This is a genomic window from Paenibacillus sp. sptzw28 (assembly GCF_019550795.1).
Taxonomy (GTDB): Bacteria; Bacillota; Bacilli; order Paenibacillales; family Paenibacillaceae; genus Paenibacillus_Z.
Genome location: NZ_CP080545.1, coordinates 3,694,050 through 3,707,649, shown reverse-complemented (window position 1 = coordinate 3,707,649; position 13,600 = coordinate 3,694,050). Strand labels below are relative to the sequence as shown.

General features: G+C 50.4%; 14 protein-coding genes. 12 read left to right on the top strand and 2 right to left on the bottom strand.

Annotation, left to right across the window (positions count from 1 at the left end; translation table 11 throughout):
- Nucleotides 1-105: 105 nt before the first annotated feature.
- The 4 genes from KZ483_RS16790 (at nt 106) to KZ483_RS16775 (ending at nt 4,997) form a co-directional block, all read left to right on the top strand.
- On the top strand, nt 106-1,701 hold the full coding sequence (locus KZ483_RS16790; RefSeq protein WP_220348617.1) for an extracellular solute-binding protein: 1,596 nt from the start codon (nt 106-108) through the stop codon (nt 1,699-1,701).
- Between the two features lie 175 nt (nt 1,702-1,876).
- On the top strand, nt 1,877-2,917 hold the full coding sequence (locus KZ483_RS16785) for a LacI family DNA-binding transcriptional regulator (RefSeq protein ID WP_220348616.1): 1,041 nt from the start codon (nt 1,877-1,879) through the stop codon (nt 2,915-2,917).
- 48 nt (nt 2,918-2,965) lie between these two features.
- Nucleotides 2,966-4,225, top strand: a complete 1,260-nt coding sequence (locus KZ483_RS16780; protein ID WP_220348615.1) for a competence protein CoiA family protein — start codon at nt 2,966-2,968, stop codon at nt 4,223-4,225.
- A 25-nt stretch (nt 4,226-4,250) separates the two neighbouring features.
- A complete protein-coding gene (locus tag KZ483_RS16775; protein ID WP_220348614.1) occupies nt 4,251-4,997 on the top strand; it encodes an SDR family NAD(P)-dependent oxidoreductase in 747 nt (248 codons plus the stop codon).
- Nucleotides 4,998-5,016: 19 nt separating this feature from the next.
- Here the strand turns inward: KZ483_RS16775 and KZ483_RS16770 are convergent, their stop codons facing one another.
- Complete coding sequence (locus KZ483_RS16770) at nt 5,017-5,304, bottom strand: DUF3817 domain-containing protein (protein ID WP_220348613.1); 288 nt, start codon at nt 5,302-5,304, stop codon at nt 5,017-5,019.
- A gap of 102 nt (nt 5,305-5,406) precedes the next feature.
- Between KZ483_RS16770 and KZ483_RS16765 the strand changes: the two genes are divergently transcribed.
- A complete protein-coding gene (locus tag KZ483_RS16765) occupies nt 5,407-5,934 on the top strand; it encodes a DinB family protein (protein ID WP_220348612.1) in 528 nt (175 codons plus the stop codon).
- A 25-nt stretch (nt 5,935-5,959) separates the two neighbouring features.
- Here the strand turns inward: KZ483_RS16765 and xerS are convergent, their stop codons facing one another.
- On the bottom strand, nt 5,960-7,045 hold the full coding sequence (gene xerS, locus KZ483_RS16760) for a tyrosine recombinase XerS (protein ID WP_220348610.1): 1,086 nt from the start codon (nt 7,043-7,045) through the stop codon (nt 5,960-5,962).
- Between the two features lie 326 nt (nt 7,046-7,371).
- On the opposite strand from xerS, the gene KZ483_RS16755 reads away from it, so the two are divergent.
- From KZ483_RS16755 to KZ483_RS16725, 7 genes are all read left to right on the top strand, one after another.
- Nucleotides 7,372-8,019: a cell wall hydrolase gene (locus KZ483_RS16755; RefSeq protein ID WP_220348608.1), complete on the top strand. Its 648-nt coding sequence runs from the start codon at nt 7,372-7,374 to the stop codon at nt 8,017-8,019.
- A 157-nt stretch (nt 8,020-8,176) separates the two neighbouring features.
- A complete protein-coding gene (locus KZ483_RS16750) occupies nt 8,177-8,734 on the top strand; it encodes an NUDIX hydrolase (protein ID WP_220348606.1) in 558 nt (185 codons plus the stop codon).
- 51 nt (nt 8,735-8,785) lie between these two features.
- The gene (gene msrB / locus KZ483_RS16745) at nt 8,786-9,748 is read left to right on the top strand and encodes a peptide-methionine (R)-S-oxide reductase MsrB (RefSeq protein WP_220348604.1); all 963 of its coding nucleotides are present in this window, start codon (nt 8,786-8,788) and stop codon (nt 9,746-9,748) included.
- A gap of 130 nt (nt 9,749-9,878) precedes the next feature.
- Entirely contained in the window at nt 9,879-11,015 is a 1,137-nt protein-coding gene (locus tag KZ483_RS16740) for a DNA sulfur modification protein DndB (protein ID WP_220348602.1), read from the top strand.
- Entirely contained in the window at nt 11,015-12,160 is a 1,146-nt protein-coding gene (locus KZ483_RS16735; protein WP_220348600.1) for a DNA sulfur modification protein DndB, read from the top strand. Before KZ483_RS16740 ends, KZ483_RS16735 begins: the two co-directional genes overlap by 1 nt.
- Before the next feature lie 147 nt (nt 12,161-12,307).
- On the top strand, nt 12,308-12,724 hold the full coding sequence (locus KZ483_RS16730; protein ID WP_220348598.1) for a BlaI/MecI/CopY family transcriptional regulator: 417 nt from the start codon (nt 12,308-12,310) through the stop codon (nt 12,722-12,724).
- A gap of 3 nt (nt 12,725-12,727) precedes the next feature.
- Nucleotides 12,728-13,570: a M56 family metallopeptidase gene (locus KZ483_RS16725; protein WP_309568589.1), complete on the top strand. Its 843-nt coding sequence runs from the start codon at nt 12,728-12,730 to the stop codon at nt 13,568-13,570.
- The last annotated feature ends 30 nt before the right edge of the window (nt 13,571-13,600 follow it).

Genomic DNA, 13,600 nt, shown 5'->3' with positions numbered 1-13,600 from the left:
ACAAACTAACTGACGCTGTTAGAGTAGGTTGCGGGTTACAGGCAGACTTTGATAGCGCTTACACTATTTGTCGGCATCATGGAAGCAGTGGGGGAGGAAGTAGAATTGATAAAGAGAAAGAAGATTTTACTTGGTATGACAAGCCTTGTCTTGTCGGTATCGCTTATTGGGAACGGGTGCAGTAAAGGGAGCGAAAATACTCACGAGTCGGCGGATGCATTAGGGAATCCGGCGAAGCAGGAGGAACCGATCGAAATCACGATTGCGAATAACTTCGATAATCCGGATGAAGACGGAAATTTCGTCCAAAAGTATCTGGAACAAAAATTTAATGTCAAAATTAAAAATGTTAAGCTGGTTCGTGGCAACTGGAGAGAGAAATTCAGCGTTATGCTTGCCTCAGGCCAAATACCGGACATCTTTCCCGGCGACGCCGAAGAAAACGATATGGTTAATTGGGCGGATCAAGGCATAATCGCCAGCATTTCCGCAGAAGAAATAATGAAATATATGCCGAATTATACGAAAGATGTGGAAGGGGTAGCCCCAACAGCCTGGGACAGCGGCAAATATGATGGGAAAAATTGGGGAGTTCCGCGGATGTGGTATAACGGGAAGACAGGATTTTTGCCGGCTTACAATGAATCGTGGCTGAATGCCATCGGTTATAACGAACCACCGAAGACGTTGGCCGAACTCGAGGATGTGCTCACTAAATTCGTATATAATGACCCTGACGGCGACGGGAAGAATGATACGTACGGCATTACGGGCAGGGCCAAGGATTACACGCCTCAGATGTTCAACTCGATCTTTGCGGCCTTCGGGGTGGCACCATATCAGTATATGAAAGGCGAAGGCGGTAAACTGGTATACTCGGGTATAACGGAGAATACGCGGCAGACGTTGAAGCTGCTGAATAAATGGTATAAGAAGGGTATTATCGATCCGGAATTTGTTACATCCGACAGCAGCAAGATTTTGGATGACTTCATTCATGGCCGAAACGGAATGTTTGACACCGGGATGTGGCATCAGTTGTATGATAGTGGTTATTATGGAAAGGAGGCAATTGATAAAGGTGTGAAAATGGTAGTCGGGAAACCGGTGACCGGACCGAATGGAGACTCATATACCATGTCCCTCGGTGCACTCCAGGCTCCTCTGATGTTCGGCGTTCAGCTGGAGAAGGATGACAAGAAGCGGATAAAGATTTTGCAGATGCTGGAATTTATATCGAGCACCGACGAAGGGTATTTGACTACTTATTATGGCCAGAAAGGTGTTCACTACGATCTCCAAGGGGATCTGGCCGTACTTAAGCCGGCCTTTGTCTCTAATGGCAAACGCGGTGAGGAAGTAGGCGCGGGCGGTTTCTATAATCCTTTTGCAGGAAAAGTCGCTTCTATGATGAAGCATGACTTGTCCAAAGAAGCGCTTGATTTCAAGAATAATACTACCGGCGGCGTGAAGACGCTGACCGACGCACTGGGACCGGCGGTAGTGGTGTCCAGAACGAAGTTCGAGCCGGCCTTAAAATCGCTTCAGGACCAATATTATATCGGCGCCATTACCGGGGAGAAGGACACTGATAAAGGCTTTGACGATTTTGTGTCGCGGTGGCTGAATTCAGGCGGAAAGATTATAACGGAAGAAGTAAATAAGGTGTACGAGGAGCGGCAAAGAAGTCATCCTCACTAAAACCGTCCTGTCGCTTACGTTAATTCAGTCCAATCGATAATGACGTTTCACGAGCCTGGGCAGTTATGTTCAGGCTCTTTATTTTTGTCGAACACGACCCCATGAACCATAACCATATTAACCGGCTTTTATGTATAATAGACAATAAAGATATAGAACAGAAGGCTGGGACAATATGAAAGCTACAATATACGATGTTGCCAAACAAGCGGGAGTGTCGATTGCAACCGTATCGAAAGTGATCAACCGGAAGGGGCGCATCAGCAAAGAAACAAGAACAAAGGTTCTTCGCATCATGGACGAGCTTAATTACAAGCCTAGTGTGGTCGCATCAGCTCTCACGGGGAAGCAGACCTACACGCTAGGGCTGCTTTTGCCCGATCTGGCGAATCCGTTCTTCGCGGAAATTGCCCGAAATGTAGAAGATCATGCACACAAGATGGGATTCAGCGTCATGATTTGCAGCACGGACAATACGCTCGAGCGGGAAGAGTTGAACATTTCGTTGTTCCAACAGAAAAGCGTCGACGGTATTATACTTGCAACGGGCGTGCAGAACGGCGGTATGATCAAGGAACTGCAAAAATCGCTTCCGATGGCGCTTATTGCACGCGATATTCCGACGCTCACCATTGATACGGTGCTGGTCGACGATTTCATTGGAGGCAGCTTGGCAACCAATCATCTCATTGATTTCGGGCACCGGCAGATCGGTATTATCACCGAGGACCTGATTGTCATGAGCAGTAAGGAGCGGACACGCGGTTACTTGAATGCGCTCGAGAGTGCCGGGATACCGCATAACCCGGAGCTTATCAAAATCATTGATTTCGATGTGCAAAGCGCCAGGGAAGCGGCGGGGGAATTAATCGACGCGCATCCCGAGATGACGGCGATCTTCGCGTGCAATGATTTGTTCGGGGCGGCCGTCATCAAAGCTGCGCGTGAACGGGGATTGTCGATTCCCGGCGATTTGTCGATCGTGGGCTTCGATAATACGCTCCTGGCCGAGATTATCGATCCGCCGCTTACTACGGTCGCCCAGCCGATTCGGGAAATGGGCCGGCTGGTGGTAGATCTGATCATTCGCAGCATACAGGAGGAAGATTCAATCAAGCAGCGAATCGTCATGCTCCCCGAGCTTGTGTCCAGAGCTTCTGTATCCGGTCCCGCCCGTGTAAAGGCGGAAATTAACCAGCCATCGCCGTTAACTTAGCGTCACATTATAATGTCGCTTATAAGATCAGCGGAGGAGGAAGGTCGGGTGGAGGCTGCTTTTCTACATGACGGAGTCGTGTATATCGAACGCGAGAGAGGGAATATGCTGCGCCTGGGGCTGACACCGGAAGCGGCGCGCGAACATCTCGAAGCGAAATACCGTATCTATTCGCGTGAGAAAGGAGCTTTTACATGCGCCTGCTGCGGTCAGCGGGTTGTCATGGTCTTGTATGAGGACAAGGCTATCTTTCGCCATTATGATATCGAATCGTGCACGGGCGAGAAGAATTACGCAGCCTATAACGCTGGACGGGAGCGGGCGGCCGAGCTGGTACGCAAGCATGCAGACGGCATGGAACTTCTGCGGGAGGCGCTGTCGGAAAGGCACGGGGAACACTATACAGCAGAAGAAGGCTATTTGCATAAAAAAGAACTTCGGCACGTTCCCGATTTTCTGCTGACGTTCGATAACGGCGAGAAATGGGCGCTTGATTACATTGTCGCGCTGCGTGGCGACTCCCTGTACCGAAGGAGGCTGCGCAGCAGGCTCTCGAGTTACCGGGCGAACGGCTTTAAGCCGTTGTTTCTGCTTGACCGCGCATGGCTGGCGGTAACCGAATCGGCATACATCTCTTATAATCAGTCCGAGCTGGAGATGCGGCTGCCGGCCAACCCGTACGACGAGCGCTGGAGGCATGCAATTTCCGATCTGCCTATGCCACTGCCGGGTCCGGTTCACAGCATTGTTTATTTGGACGTGCCGAAGGCCCAGGCGGTTCTTACCCGCTTCCAGCTCAGCGGCGACCGGTGGGGCAGGCTGCTGTTCGAACCAAGCGAGCTGGCACTCCCGGAGCTGCTGGCTGCCGATGAATCGCTGCTCACGGAGACCGGCGAGCGTATGCTTAAGCTGTTTAAACCCGGCGAGCAATCTGCGATAAGCCGTTACTGCGGACGGCTGAAGCAGGAGCTGCTCATGGCTCGGGAGGAGGAAGCGGCCGTGCAGAAAGAAGCGCACAAGCCGGGACTTAAGGAGCGGCAGGAAATACGCCGCTCCGTGAATCCCGTCAGCGGGGCTGCGATCGCCGCCCCCGCTATCCCTGCCGCCGATGCTTCCAAGCTGCTGTCGCTGCTCGAAAGGTGCAAGCAGTCGCCTCGGCGCCCCGATTACCCGGGGCTTGAGAACAACCTGGCACGTGCGGAGGTTTGCGTGGCCCGCGTAATGGGCGGAGCTGACGATGCGGAGGATTGCTACCGTGCGGCATGGAGCTTGCTTCGCAATATGAGCTACCCGCTCCTAGGCGAATAATCGGTCTTACTGAAGGGGTGATGAGATGATATACGAAGGGAAAGTAGTGATTGTCACCGGAGCGGCCGGCGGTATCGGCAGCCATTTGGCCAAAGCCTATGCGGAGGCGGGCGCTAAGGTCGTGTTGACCGATAAGGAGCTGCCGGAGGGCTCGCCGCTAGTGGAGCAGATCGTCAAGGCAGGCGGTGCGGCAAGTTTCATAGCAGCCGATTTGAAGCGTCCGGAGCAGATCGATGAACTTTTTCACAGTGTGGAGCGCCAACACGGCACCATCGGTATTTTGATCAATAATGCCGGTTTCGGCGTTTGGAAATCTCCTTACGAGCTGTCGGTCGAAGAGTGGGACGATGTGCTGAGCGTCAATTTGCGGGGAGCCTTCCTATGCGCCCGCGAGGCAGCCAAACGGATGAAGACGCGCGGAGGCGGGCGGATTGTCAATATTGCGTCCACCCGGGCCGCGATGTCTGAGCCGTTCGGGGAAGCTTATGCCGCTTCCAAGGGCGGTCTGGTAGCAATAACGCATGCGCTTGCCATATCGCTCGGGCCCGACAACATCACTGTTAACTGCATCAGTCCCGGATGGATAGAGACCGGAGATTACGGGAAGCTGCGTCCAATCGATCATGAACAGCATCCGTCGGGCCGTGTAGGACATCCCGGCGACGTGGTCGGCGCATGCATGTATTTGACGTCGCCGGACAACGGCTTTGTGACCGGTACGAATATGATTGTGGACGGCGGCATGACGCGCAAAATGATTTATGAGCCATAAACGCGTATTTTACCGCCAATCACCCTTTGCGGAGCTTTTTGTCCAGCACAAAGGTGCCGAACGGGATAAAGGCGGATAGAAACGCCAAGAACACATGGAAGATCGGCCATTTGCGTACGATCCAAACGTGAACCAGAGCCAGCAAAAACAGTATAAACAGAAAGCCGTGAAGCGCACCGACGATCTTAACGGCCTCAGGCACATCGGCCCAGTATTTGAGAGGCATCGCGATGCCGAGCAGTACAATGTAAGAAATGCCTTCCGCATTTCCTATGAGTCTTAATCGTCCGATAACGGAATTGATCATGATTGAATAACCTCCAGAATTATTAAAGTACCGCCAAAGAATGTTGACGCTTGGACAAAGTTCTGCAAAATTATGAAGTTATCGCCAGTCGGGAGGAAAAATATGATGAGAAGACCCGCTTTAGATGAGTACGCCCCTTATTTCGACACCTATGTCCGCCTTGTACCGAAGGGCAATATAGAAGAACTGCTTACCGCCCAGCTCGAGGAGATGGTCGCTTTGTCAGGAGAAATATCCGATGAGCAGTCAAGCTACAGGTATGCAGCCGGCAAATGGAGCCTGAAGCAGGTTCTGGGCCATATCATAGATAATGAGCGGGTCTGGGCCTATCGGATGCTCCGCATTGCCCGCGGCGATGCGATCGTGTTTCAGAGCTACGATCAGGATAAGTTTATGCAGGCGGCCTCGTTCGACAGCCTGACCCTTAAAGAGCTTATTGACGATTATTCATTCGTTCGCCGGTCGACGTTAACGCTGCTGCGCGGTTTAAGCGAAGAATCGCGGTCGCGGCAGGGCGAGCTGTACGGGAAGCCGCTCACTGCCCGCGCCGCCGCTTACGTCATTGCAGGTCACGAACTGCATCACTTGGCGGTGATCAAACAGAAGTATCTATCGCCGGATTTAAGTTGATTTCCCGCGGCTTGCGCCCCGCTGCCTATTCCTGCCGCTTCTGGCGGTCGATTGCTTCTGCCATCGTTTTGTCCGTCAGGTGCGCGTAGATTTGCGTCGTTTCCGGCGAGGCATGTCCGAGCTGCTCCTGCGTCATGTATAAGTCGTTGCGCAAATAATAATCCGTTGCGAACGAGTGGCGCAGCTTATGTACCGACAAGTACGGCTTGCCGAAGCGTTTGGCGTATTTGATGACCATCTCCTGTATGGCGCGTTTCGTCATACGGGAGCCTTCCCTCCTGCCATTGGCGATCGCCAGGAACAGCGCCTTCTCCCTCTTCGGCGCTTTATATTGGGAATCCCTCAATGAGACATACTGCTGCAAATCACGCATCGCTTCCTGCCGGAAGTAAACCGGGGTCTTAAAGGTATCGTCATTCTTGCCTTTGCGATACACATACAGCAGCTTCTTCTTCATATCCAAATCATCCACATTCATATTAACGACCTCCGAAACCCGAAGACCCGAATTGAGAATGAGGCTGACGATGCACGTATCCCGGATTCGATTCCGTAAATAAGCGAACGTCGCTTGTTTGTTGGTAGCGACATCCCTGCCGTAATCCTCATTGATAAATCGGATAAACTCGTCAATTTCCTGTTCCTGCAGCAGTTTGCCTTCGAGCTTGGCTGCGGTGTCCTTCGGCTTATGCGTCCGCTTGATCGATACCTTGGCCATCACGTTTCGCTTGAGCAGCGGATAAAACTGCTCGTCCTCGGCGATTTGGCTCAAATAATGGAAGAGCGACCGAAGCGAGGAAAGCTTGCGCGAGATTGTTGTCTTGCTGTTGGACAGCTGCTGCCTTGTGGCGAGAAACATTTTGAAATGGTCGATGCTGTCCATATGCAGCTTCTCGAGTTCTTCAAGCGTGATATCGCGGAACGTCGGTCCCGCAGCCAGCCCTTCTGCAAGCAGCCAAGAGAGAAACGTCTCGTAGTCCCGTACATATTCGAGCAGGGAGGACGGGGAGAGATCCGGAAGCTTGTAGTTGATAAATTTTTCCACGTACCAGGGCATGGAAGGCGTCCTGCGGTCGAGCTCCTGGCGGTCTTTCAGCTTGATGACGTTCAACGTATTCTCACCTCTTTGCGGGATTACATAGTTATATTTTAATGCAGGCCTTCTATTAATGTAAACAAAGGTCGAACTGACGAGGTGCCGGGGAGCGGAACAGCCGGTTGGCGCATTGTAACGGCGCACTGGGAAATCCTGTATCCATCGTTGTTTTAAGCCGGAATAGCATCTCGTCAGCAGCGGTATTTTCTGCTAAAATGAAAAATTTTTAAGATCATTAAAATTTATTATCAATCCGTATCCGGCTCTGCCAATTGTGCTACAATCGACCACAGTATACTGCACCAGAACATCTGATAACGATACGGAGGAATATATCCATCATGTACAGACGACTATCGATTCTTTTTCTATTTATGTTCATTCTCTCTGCCGTCACCATAAACAATTATGCCGCTGCGCAAGCTCCCGCCACCTTGAGTTTTGGAAGCAAAGGACCGGACGTGCCTGACTTGCAGTTCCGGCTTCAGACGCTCGGTTATTTCAACTCTTCCTTTAATACGTCCTTCGGGATGGTGACCCGGAACAGTGTTATGCGTTTTCAGAAAGATTACGGGCTTCCGGCCGATGGGATTGCAGGACGGCAAACATGGTTAATGCTCAAAAAAGTTACGGTCAGCAAGCCGGAATTGACTAAGCTGGCTCGTATTATATACGGTGAAGCGAGAGGGGAAACTTATAAAGGTCAAGTCGCGGTTGGAGCCGTTGTAATGAACCGGCTGCAGTCCCCGCTGTTTCCGAAAACATTAACCGATGTTATTATGGAGCCTTATGCGTTCACTGCCGTTGCGGACGGCCAATATTGGCTGTTGCCGAACCAAACTGCTTATCAAGCGGCGAAAGACGCAGTAAGAGGGTGGGATCCGACAGGCAAAGCTCTCTTCTACTATAACCCCGATACCGCTACTTCAGATTGGATCCGGTCACGCAAAATAATCACAAAAATCGGCAGACATTTATTTACTCTTTGAACCGGCTGTCAAAATCCCAAAATCCGCTTACCGCGGATTTTTTTATTTTGGGATTCCCTCGCAAGGCACACTTGATACTTGAGAATACATGCATTCAACGTTATGATGATTGTGAGAATACCAAGGCATTATACATCTGACAAATAAGGTGACAGTGATGGAAGCAAAATATTGTATGTCGTGCGGCTCGGCATTAGAGCTGCGGGATATGGACGGAACCACTAGAAAGGCATGCACCGCTTGCAGCTTCGTTCATTGGGGTAATTACAGCGTAGGTGTCGGCGCCCTTGTCGTTAAGGACGGGAAAATCCTGCTCGTCCGCAGAGCCCAGGAACCGGGGAAAGGAAAATGGACGAACCCCGGCGGCTATTTAGAACAGCATGAAATGATGCATGAAACGGTTAGAAGAGAAGTCCTTGAGGAATCGGGCATCGATGCGGCGATTAAGGGAGTGGTGGCAATCCGGGATCAGCCGCGCACGATACATAATGTTTATATCGCGTTTGCGATGGAATATATCGGCGGGGAACCGACCCCTGACGGTTATGAAGTCGACGGAGCCGGATTTTTCAGTCTGGGGGAAATGGAATCAATGGAAGTCGCCGGCTTTACACAGTGGCTTGTGGACGTCGCGCTGAAGTCGGAGGCGGATGGATTGATGGTCGATGAGCAGCCGATAGTTCCTCTGGCCGGGTACGGTTTATTCCGTATTTAAATGAAACGATTCATGATTTGATGATAATAAGACCGAGATGGAGGTATGGCTATGACGGAATCAAAAGTTGAGTTGGCTACTTTTGCTGGAGGATGCTTCTGGTGTATGGTAACGCCGTTTGATCAGATGCCCGGAATCATTAAAGTGACCTCCGGATACACGGGCGGGCGCACGGAGAATCCGACGTATGAAGAGGTTTGCTCCGAAACGACCGGGCATGCCGAAGCGGTTCAAATTCAGTTCAATCCGGGCATTATGAGCTACCAGCGGTTATTGGAGTTATATTGGCAGCAAATCGATCCGACCGATCCCGAGGGCCAGTTTCATGACAAAGGCTCCTCATACCGGACAGCGATCTTCTACCACTCCGAAGAACAGCGCATTTTAGCGGAGCAGTCGAAACGCGACCTGCAGGAGAGCGGAAGGTTCGGTAAGCCGATCGTTACGGAAATCGTACCGGCAGGCGCTTTCTATCCGGCCGAGGAATATCATCAGGATTATTACAAGAAGCAGCCGCTGAGATATAAAATGTACCGCAAGGGCTCAGGAAGAGACGCATTTATCGACGAACATTGGACATACCGCAAGGATGAGAAGGAACTGAAAGAAAGGCTCACTCCGATTCAATACGAAGTAACTCAGAATAATGCCACGGAGCCGCCGTTCAGGAACGAATACTGGGATCATAAGGGCGAAGGCATTTATGTGGACATCGTTTCCGGCGAGGCCCTATTCAGCTCCCTCGATAAATTTGATTCGGGCTGCGGTTGGCCCAGTTTCACGAAACCGTTGAACGACAATGAGGTTAAAGAGCATCTGGATCAAAGCCACGGCATGATCAGGACGGAAGTGCGCAGCGGTAAAGCCGACTCTCACCTCGGACACGTATTTAATGACGGCCCCGGGCCGCACGGCCTGCGATACTGCATAAATTCCGCGGCACTGCGGTTTATTCCCAAGGAAAATTTGGAGAAAGAAGGATATGCTGAATACGCAGCCTTATTTCGGAAATAAATAGACATGATGACCGGAGCATAAGCTTAATCAGCGGCATCCGGTCTTCTTTGTTTCCACACCAGGTCAATTTGCATCGTTGGTAATCTTCGTATATTCTGTAAATAATAATCATTAATGGAGGAATATCATGGAACCCGTACAATCACTCTCTGATCTGTGGTCAACAGGCTCGGCCGGTTATTCCATTGAAGTTTCGGGGAATTTGGCACGAACCTTTGGCCAAACGACGGTATCGACAACACTGCCGATGAGCAAGCTTTTTTCGATTTACGAGATCGATTTGGAAGTTCAGCGTCAGTTGATTCCGCAAAATGTATCCAGGTTGGTCGATTACGTACTGTTGTACCTTGATCATGGCCAGAACATTTATTTTCCGGGGGTGATTTTATCCGCCCGGGGGGCAGGCCACTACGAGGAGGAGCTCAGCAGTTATTTTTTGCAGCCGGTCGAGAAATGCTATGTCGTCGACGGACAGCATAGGCTTGCCGCTTTCCGCCGTGTTATGGAAACGCTTCAAGGCAATATGGCCAGGGCGAAAGACAGGAGAGAATATGACCGGGTAGCTGAAATTACGGAGAAGCTGCGCAGGTTATATGATTTCCCGATGTCCGTAATGATTTATCTGGACATCAATGCAAGGCAGGAGAGGCAGCTGTTCTCCGACATTAACAAGCTGCCGCGGAAGATCGGCGGAAACCTGGCGGTATTGCGGGACCAACGGCGGTTTTATCATGTCATGGCCTCAAGGCTTATCGAGGAATATCACGTGATGCGTTATTTGCCTACCGACATGTTGTCGGAGAGAGGGAAAGATGCAGAATATCTGTTTTCCTACTCGCTGGTCATCGAGCTGCTGGTCGCCCTCTTCGAGGGCCGGATGAAGTCGGCTGCAAGAAACAATGGATACCATTTCACCGAGCAGTCGCTGAATGCGCATTTGGAGCATGCTTCCCTGTATTTCGAGACCCTGCTGCGTTATTTGCCCGAACCGGGCCGGGGAGAGCTCTGCTGGTCGGAGAATTTACAGATCGCGATGGCGCTTTTCCTGCATGAAGAAGCGTTCAAGACCCAGCAATTCAACAAGTATACGCTGGAGTATGCGATGAAAATACTGCCGCACATCGACTGGGATATGATCTATAAAGACGACGAGAAGGATCGACTGCCAAGAAGAAGCCGGATTATGAAGGCCTATCAATTTATCCGCGATTTGTTCGACGAGCAGCATAACTTTCTTATCGCCAGCAGGGAGGATGCAGGCTAATGGACGGATTGGCTTTAAGGATGGCGATACAGCCTTACTGCGAACGTTACGGTCTTGCTACGATCTCGCTTCGCGTGCACGATTTGCTGAACTACACGACGATCGATCCGATGGTTCAGCGTAAGCTGAGTGGGACGCAGCGGCGTAAAATTGCTAATTACTTGCAGGAGCGCGAGCTGGATCATGTATTCTTCGGCCCAGTGACGCTATCGCTCCGCGATGTAAGCCTACTTGCCAAAAAGGATGGCCATCTTGTGCTCAGGCATGGCTCCAAGCTTAGCATTCTCGATGGACAGCACCGAATCATGGCGCTCGGATATACCAATGACCAAATGCTTAAAGAGAGCAGAAGGTACGAGCGGGAAATGATCAAGCTGAAGATAAAATGCCGCCGTGCGCCGGAAGACGTCAGGTTACAGGAAGAGCTCGAGCAAACGGCAGGCCTGCTATCCCAATTGGAGCTTAGAAGGCTTGATCTGCTGGAGAGCGAATTATCGGTGCAGCTGTATGTCGGCTTAGGCGAAGAAGAGGAGAAACAACTGTTCGGCGATATCAATTCGAAGGTCCAGCTGGTCAGCAAGGAGCTCGGTCATTCTTTCGACGGCAGCGATCCTCTGAACATCGTTCTTCAACAAGTGGCAGACCATAATGAATTCATCAAGACCGTTGGGATTGAACGTAGGAACAACTTGACCTCGTTCAATAAAAACTACACATGCTTCAGTTGGATGTATTCCACAGCGATACTGCTGTACACCGGTAAAATGAATCCGTCCTATGAGCTTGCAAGGCGCATACGGAAGGATATGACGAGTCATATCGAGATTCTGCACCAGTTTGTTAATGCCGCACTGCCGCACATGCCCGAGCAGCCGGGGCTCGCGCAATATATTTCTTCAAGCAGAGTTATGCAGGAGTCCATAGCGCTTTACGCTCACGAGTACTTGTACGAGGGAGAGCGGTACAATCCGGGCTGGACCCGTTGCCTGGACATCCTGAAGCATGTGGATTGGACCCATGAGAACCGGGAATTAAGTGCAAGGCTGGGCAACCTCGATAACGGGAAGCTCAATCTTGTGCATGAGAAATCGATGAGGAAGCATATACAGGTCGTTGAATATTTAAAGGGTCTGCAGCGTATTTGATGTCGTGCGTTTGCCAAGCCCCCGGGCGAATCTCCAAGGGGATCCACCGGGGGCTTTATTTATGACGAGTCCGATGCTGCGGAAGGGGTTACACCTTGACTTTCAGACAGTCTGGTACTACAATTCGTAGTGTGAGGTGGCCCCATAATGAAAACACAAAATTTTAAAACAAGCGGCAGCGGACTTAACCGATTTTTCGGTCCGCTCGAAGCCAAAATAATGGACTGTCTGTGGGACTTTGAGACGGAGTCGACGATAAAAGAAGTCCTTCGCAAGCTGGAGCAGGAAAAAGCAATGAGCTTTAATACCGTTATGACCGTCATGAACAGATTGGTCGAGAAGGGAATTCTCCGGAAAAGATCGGTGTCCAAGTCATTCGTTTACAGTCCGGTCGTGTCAAGGGATGAGTTCATGGAATCGAAATCCAAGGAGCTTGCTTTCGATTTGGTTGAAGAATTCGGTCCTCTTGCAGTCACCCATATGGTGGATGCATTGGAGAAAGCGGACCCCAAGCTGCTGGAACAGCTGGAGAATAAAATAAAAGAACTTAAAAAGGAAAGATAATCCATGGAGATAACCCGTTACAGGCGGCTGTTTTTTTCTGCATTGTTGCTTTCCGGAGTCCTTTTTTTCCAGATGACACTGTACGTTTTTCATCTTATGCTCGGTATACCCATTTCCTATAACGTATTTCAGTTTTGTCTGGAAATGATAAAATTCTTCGGAATACCCTTATTATCGCACTTCATGAACGGTCTCATTCTGTTCACTTATTGCTCATGTATCTGGATGATTGCAAGGCAAACTGTAATGTTCGGAAAAACGATGAGGAAGCTTATGCTCTGTCAAGACCTTCCGATGACGAAGCTATATGGCAAAGCGCATCATTTGAACGGGAAGCAATTCATGATCATTACTCATCCAATGCCGATTGCCGTCACGATGGGTCTGCTGAGACCGAGGGTCGTCATTTCCACCGGGCTGCTGAATCTTATGGAGGAGGATGAAATCGAAGCGGTCATCGAGCATGAGAAATACCATCTGCGGCATAGAGATCCTCTTCAAATGTTTTTGTTGTCAATGCTATCCGTCAGCATGTGGTATATACCGATATTCAAATGGTTATCGGTGAAATACAATCTGATTATTGAAGTCATGGCCGATAAACATGCAATTTCAAAAGTCGGAAGTTCGGATGTTCTGGGAAGCGCACTATTGAAGATTCTGAAACAGGGACCGCTGCCCGTCCTGACTCATTCCCACGCTTCTTTCGCAGAAACGTCAATTAACGTGCGAATTGTGCACATTCTGGACCCTCATACACAGCTGTCTGTCAAACTTCCTGTACTGCGTTCTATCGTATCGATGATCGCTGCGTTTCTTCTTTTGCTGGCTGTCACAGCTCCGTAGATTATCAAACTTTTGTACAAATCCTCTATA

Bases quoted from the DNA above. Each gene is read 5' to 3' on its own strand.
- KZ483_RS16785 (WP_220348616.1), top strand. From the start codon at position 1,877: ATGAAAGCTACAATATACGATGTTGCCAAACAAGCGGGAGTGTCGATT.
- KZ483_RS16775 (WP_220348614.1), top strand. From the start codon at position 4,251: ATGATATACGAAGGGAAAGTAGTGATTGTCACCGGAGCGGCCGGCGGT.
- KZ483_RS16770 (WP_220348613.1), bottom strand. From the start codon at position 5,304: ATGATCAATTCCGTTATCGGACGATTAAGACTCATAGGAAATGCGGAA.
- KZ483_RS16765 (WP_220348612.1), top strand. From the start codon at position 5,407: ATGATGAGAAGACCCGCTTTAGATGAGTACGCCCCTTATTTCGACACC.
- KZ483_RS16755 (WP_220348608.1), top strand. From the start codon at position 7,372: ATGTACAGACGACTATCGATTCTTTTTCTATTTATGTTCATTCTCTCT.
- KZ483_RS16750 (WP_220348606.1), top strand. From the start codon at position 8,177: ATGGAAGCAAAATATTGTATGTCGTGCGGCTCGGCATTAGAGCTGCGG.
- msrB (WP_220348604.1), top strand. From the start codon at position 8,786: ATGACGGAATCAAAAGTTGAGTTGGCTACTTTTGCTGGAGGATGCTTC.
- KZ483_RS16740 (WP_220348602.1), top strand. From the start codon at position 9,879: ATGGAACCCGTACAATCACTCTCTGATCTGTGGTCAACAGGCTCGGCC.
- KZ483_RS16735 (WP_220348600.1), top strand. From the start codon at position 11,015: ATGGACGGATTGGCTTTAAGGATGGCGATACAGCCTTACTGCGAACGT.
- KZ483_RS16730 (WP_220348598.1), top strand. From the start codon at position 12,308: ATGAAAACACAAAATTTTAAAACAAGCGGCAGCGGACTTAACCGATTT.
- KZ483_RS16725 (WP_309568589.1), top strand. From the start codon at position 12,728: ATGGAGATAACCCGTTACAGGCGGCTGTTTTTTTCTGCATTGTTGCTT.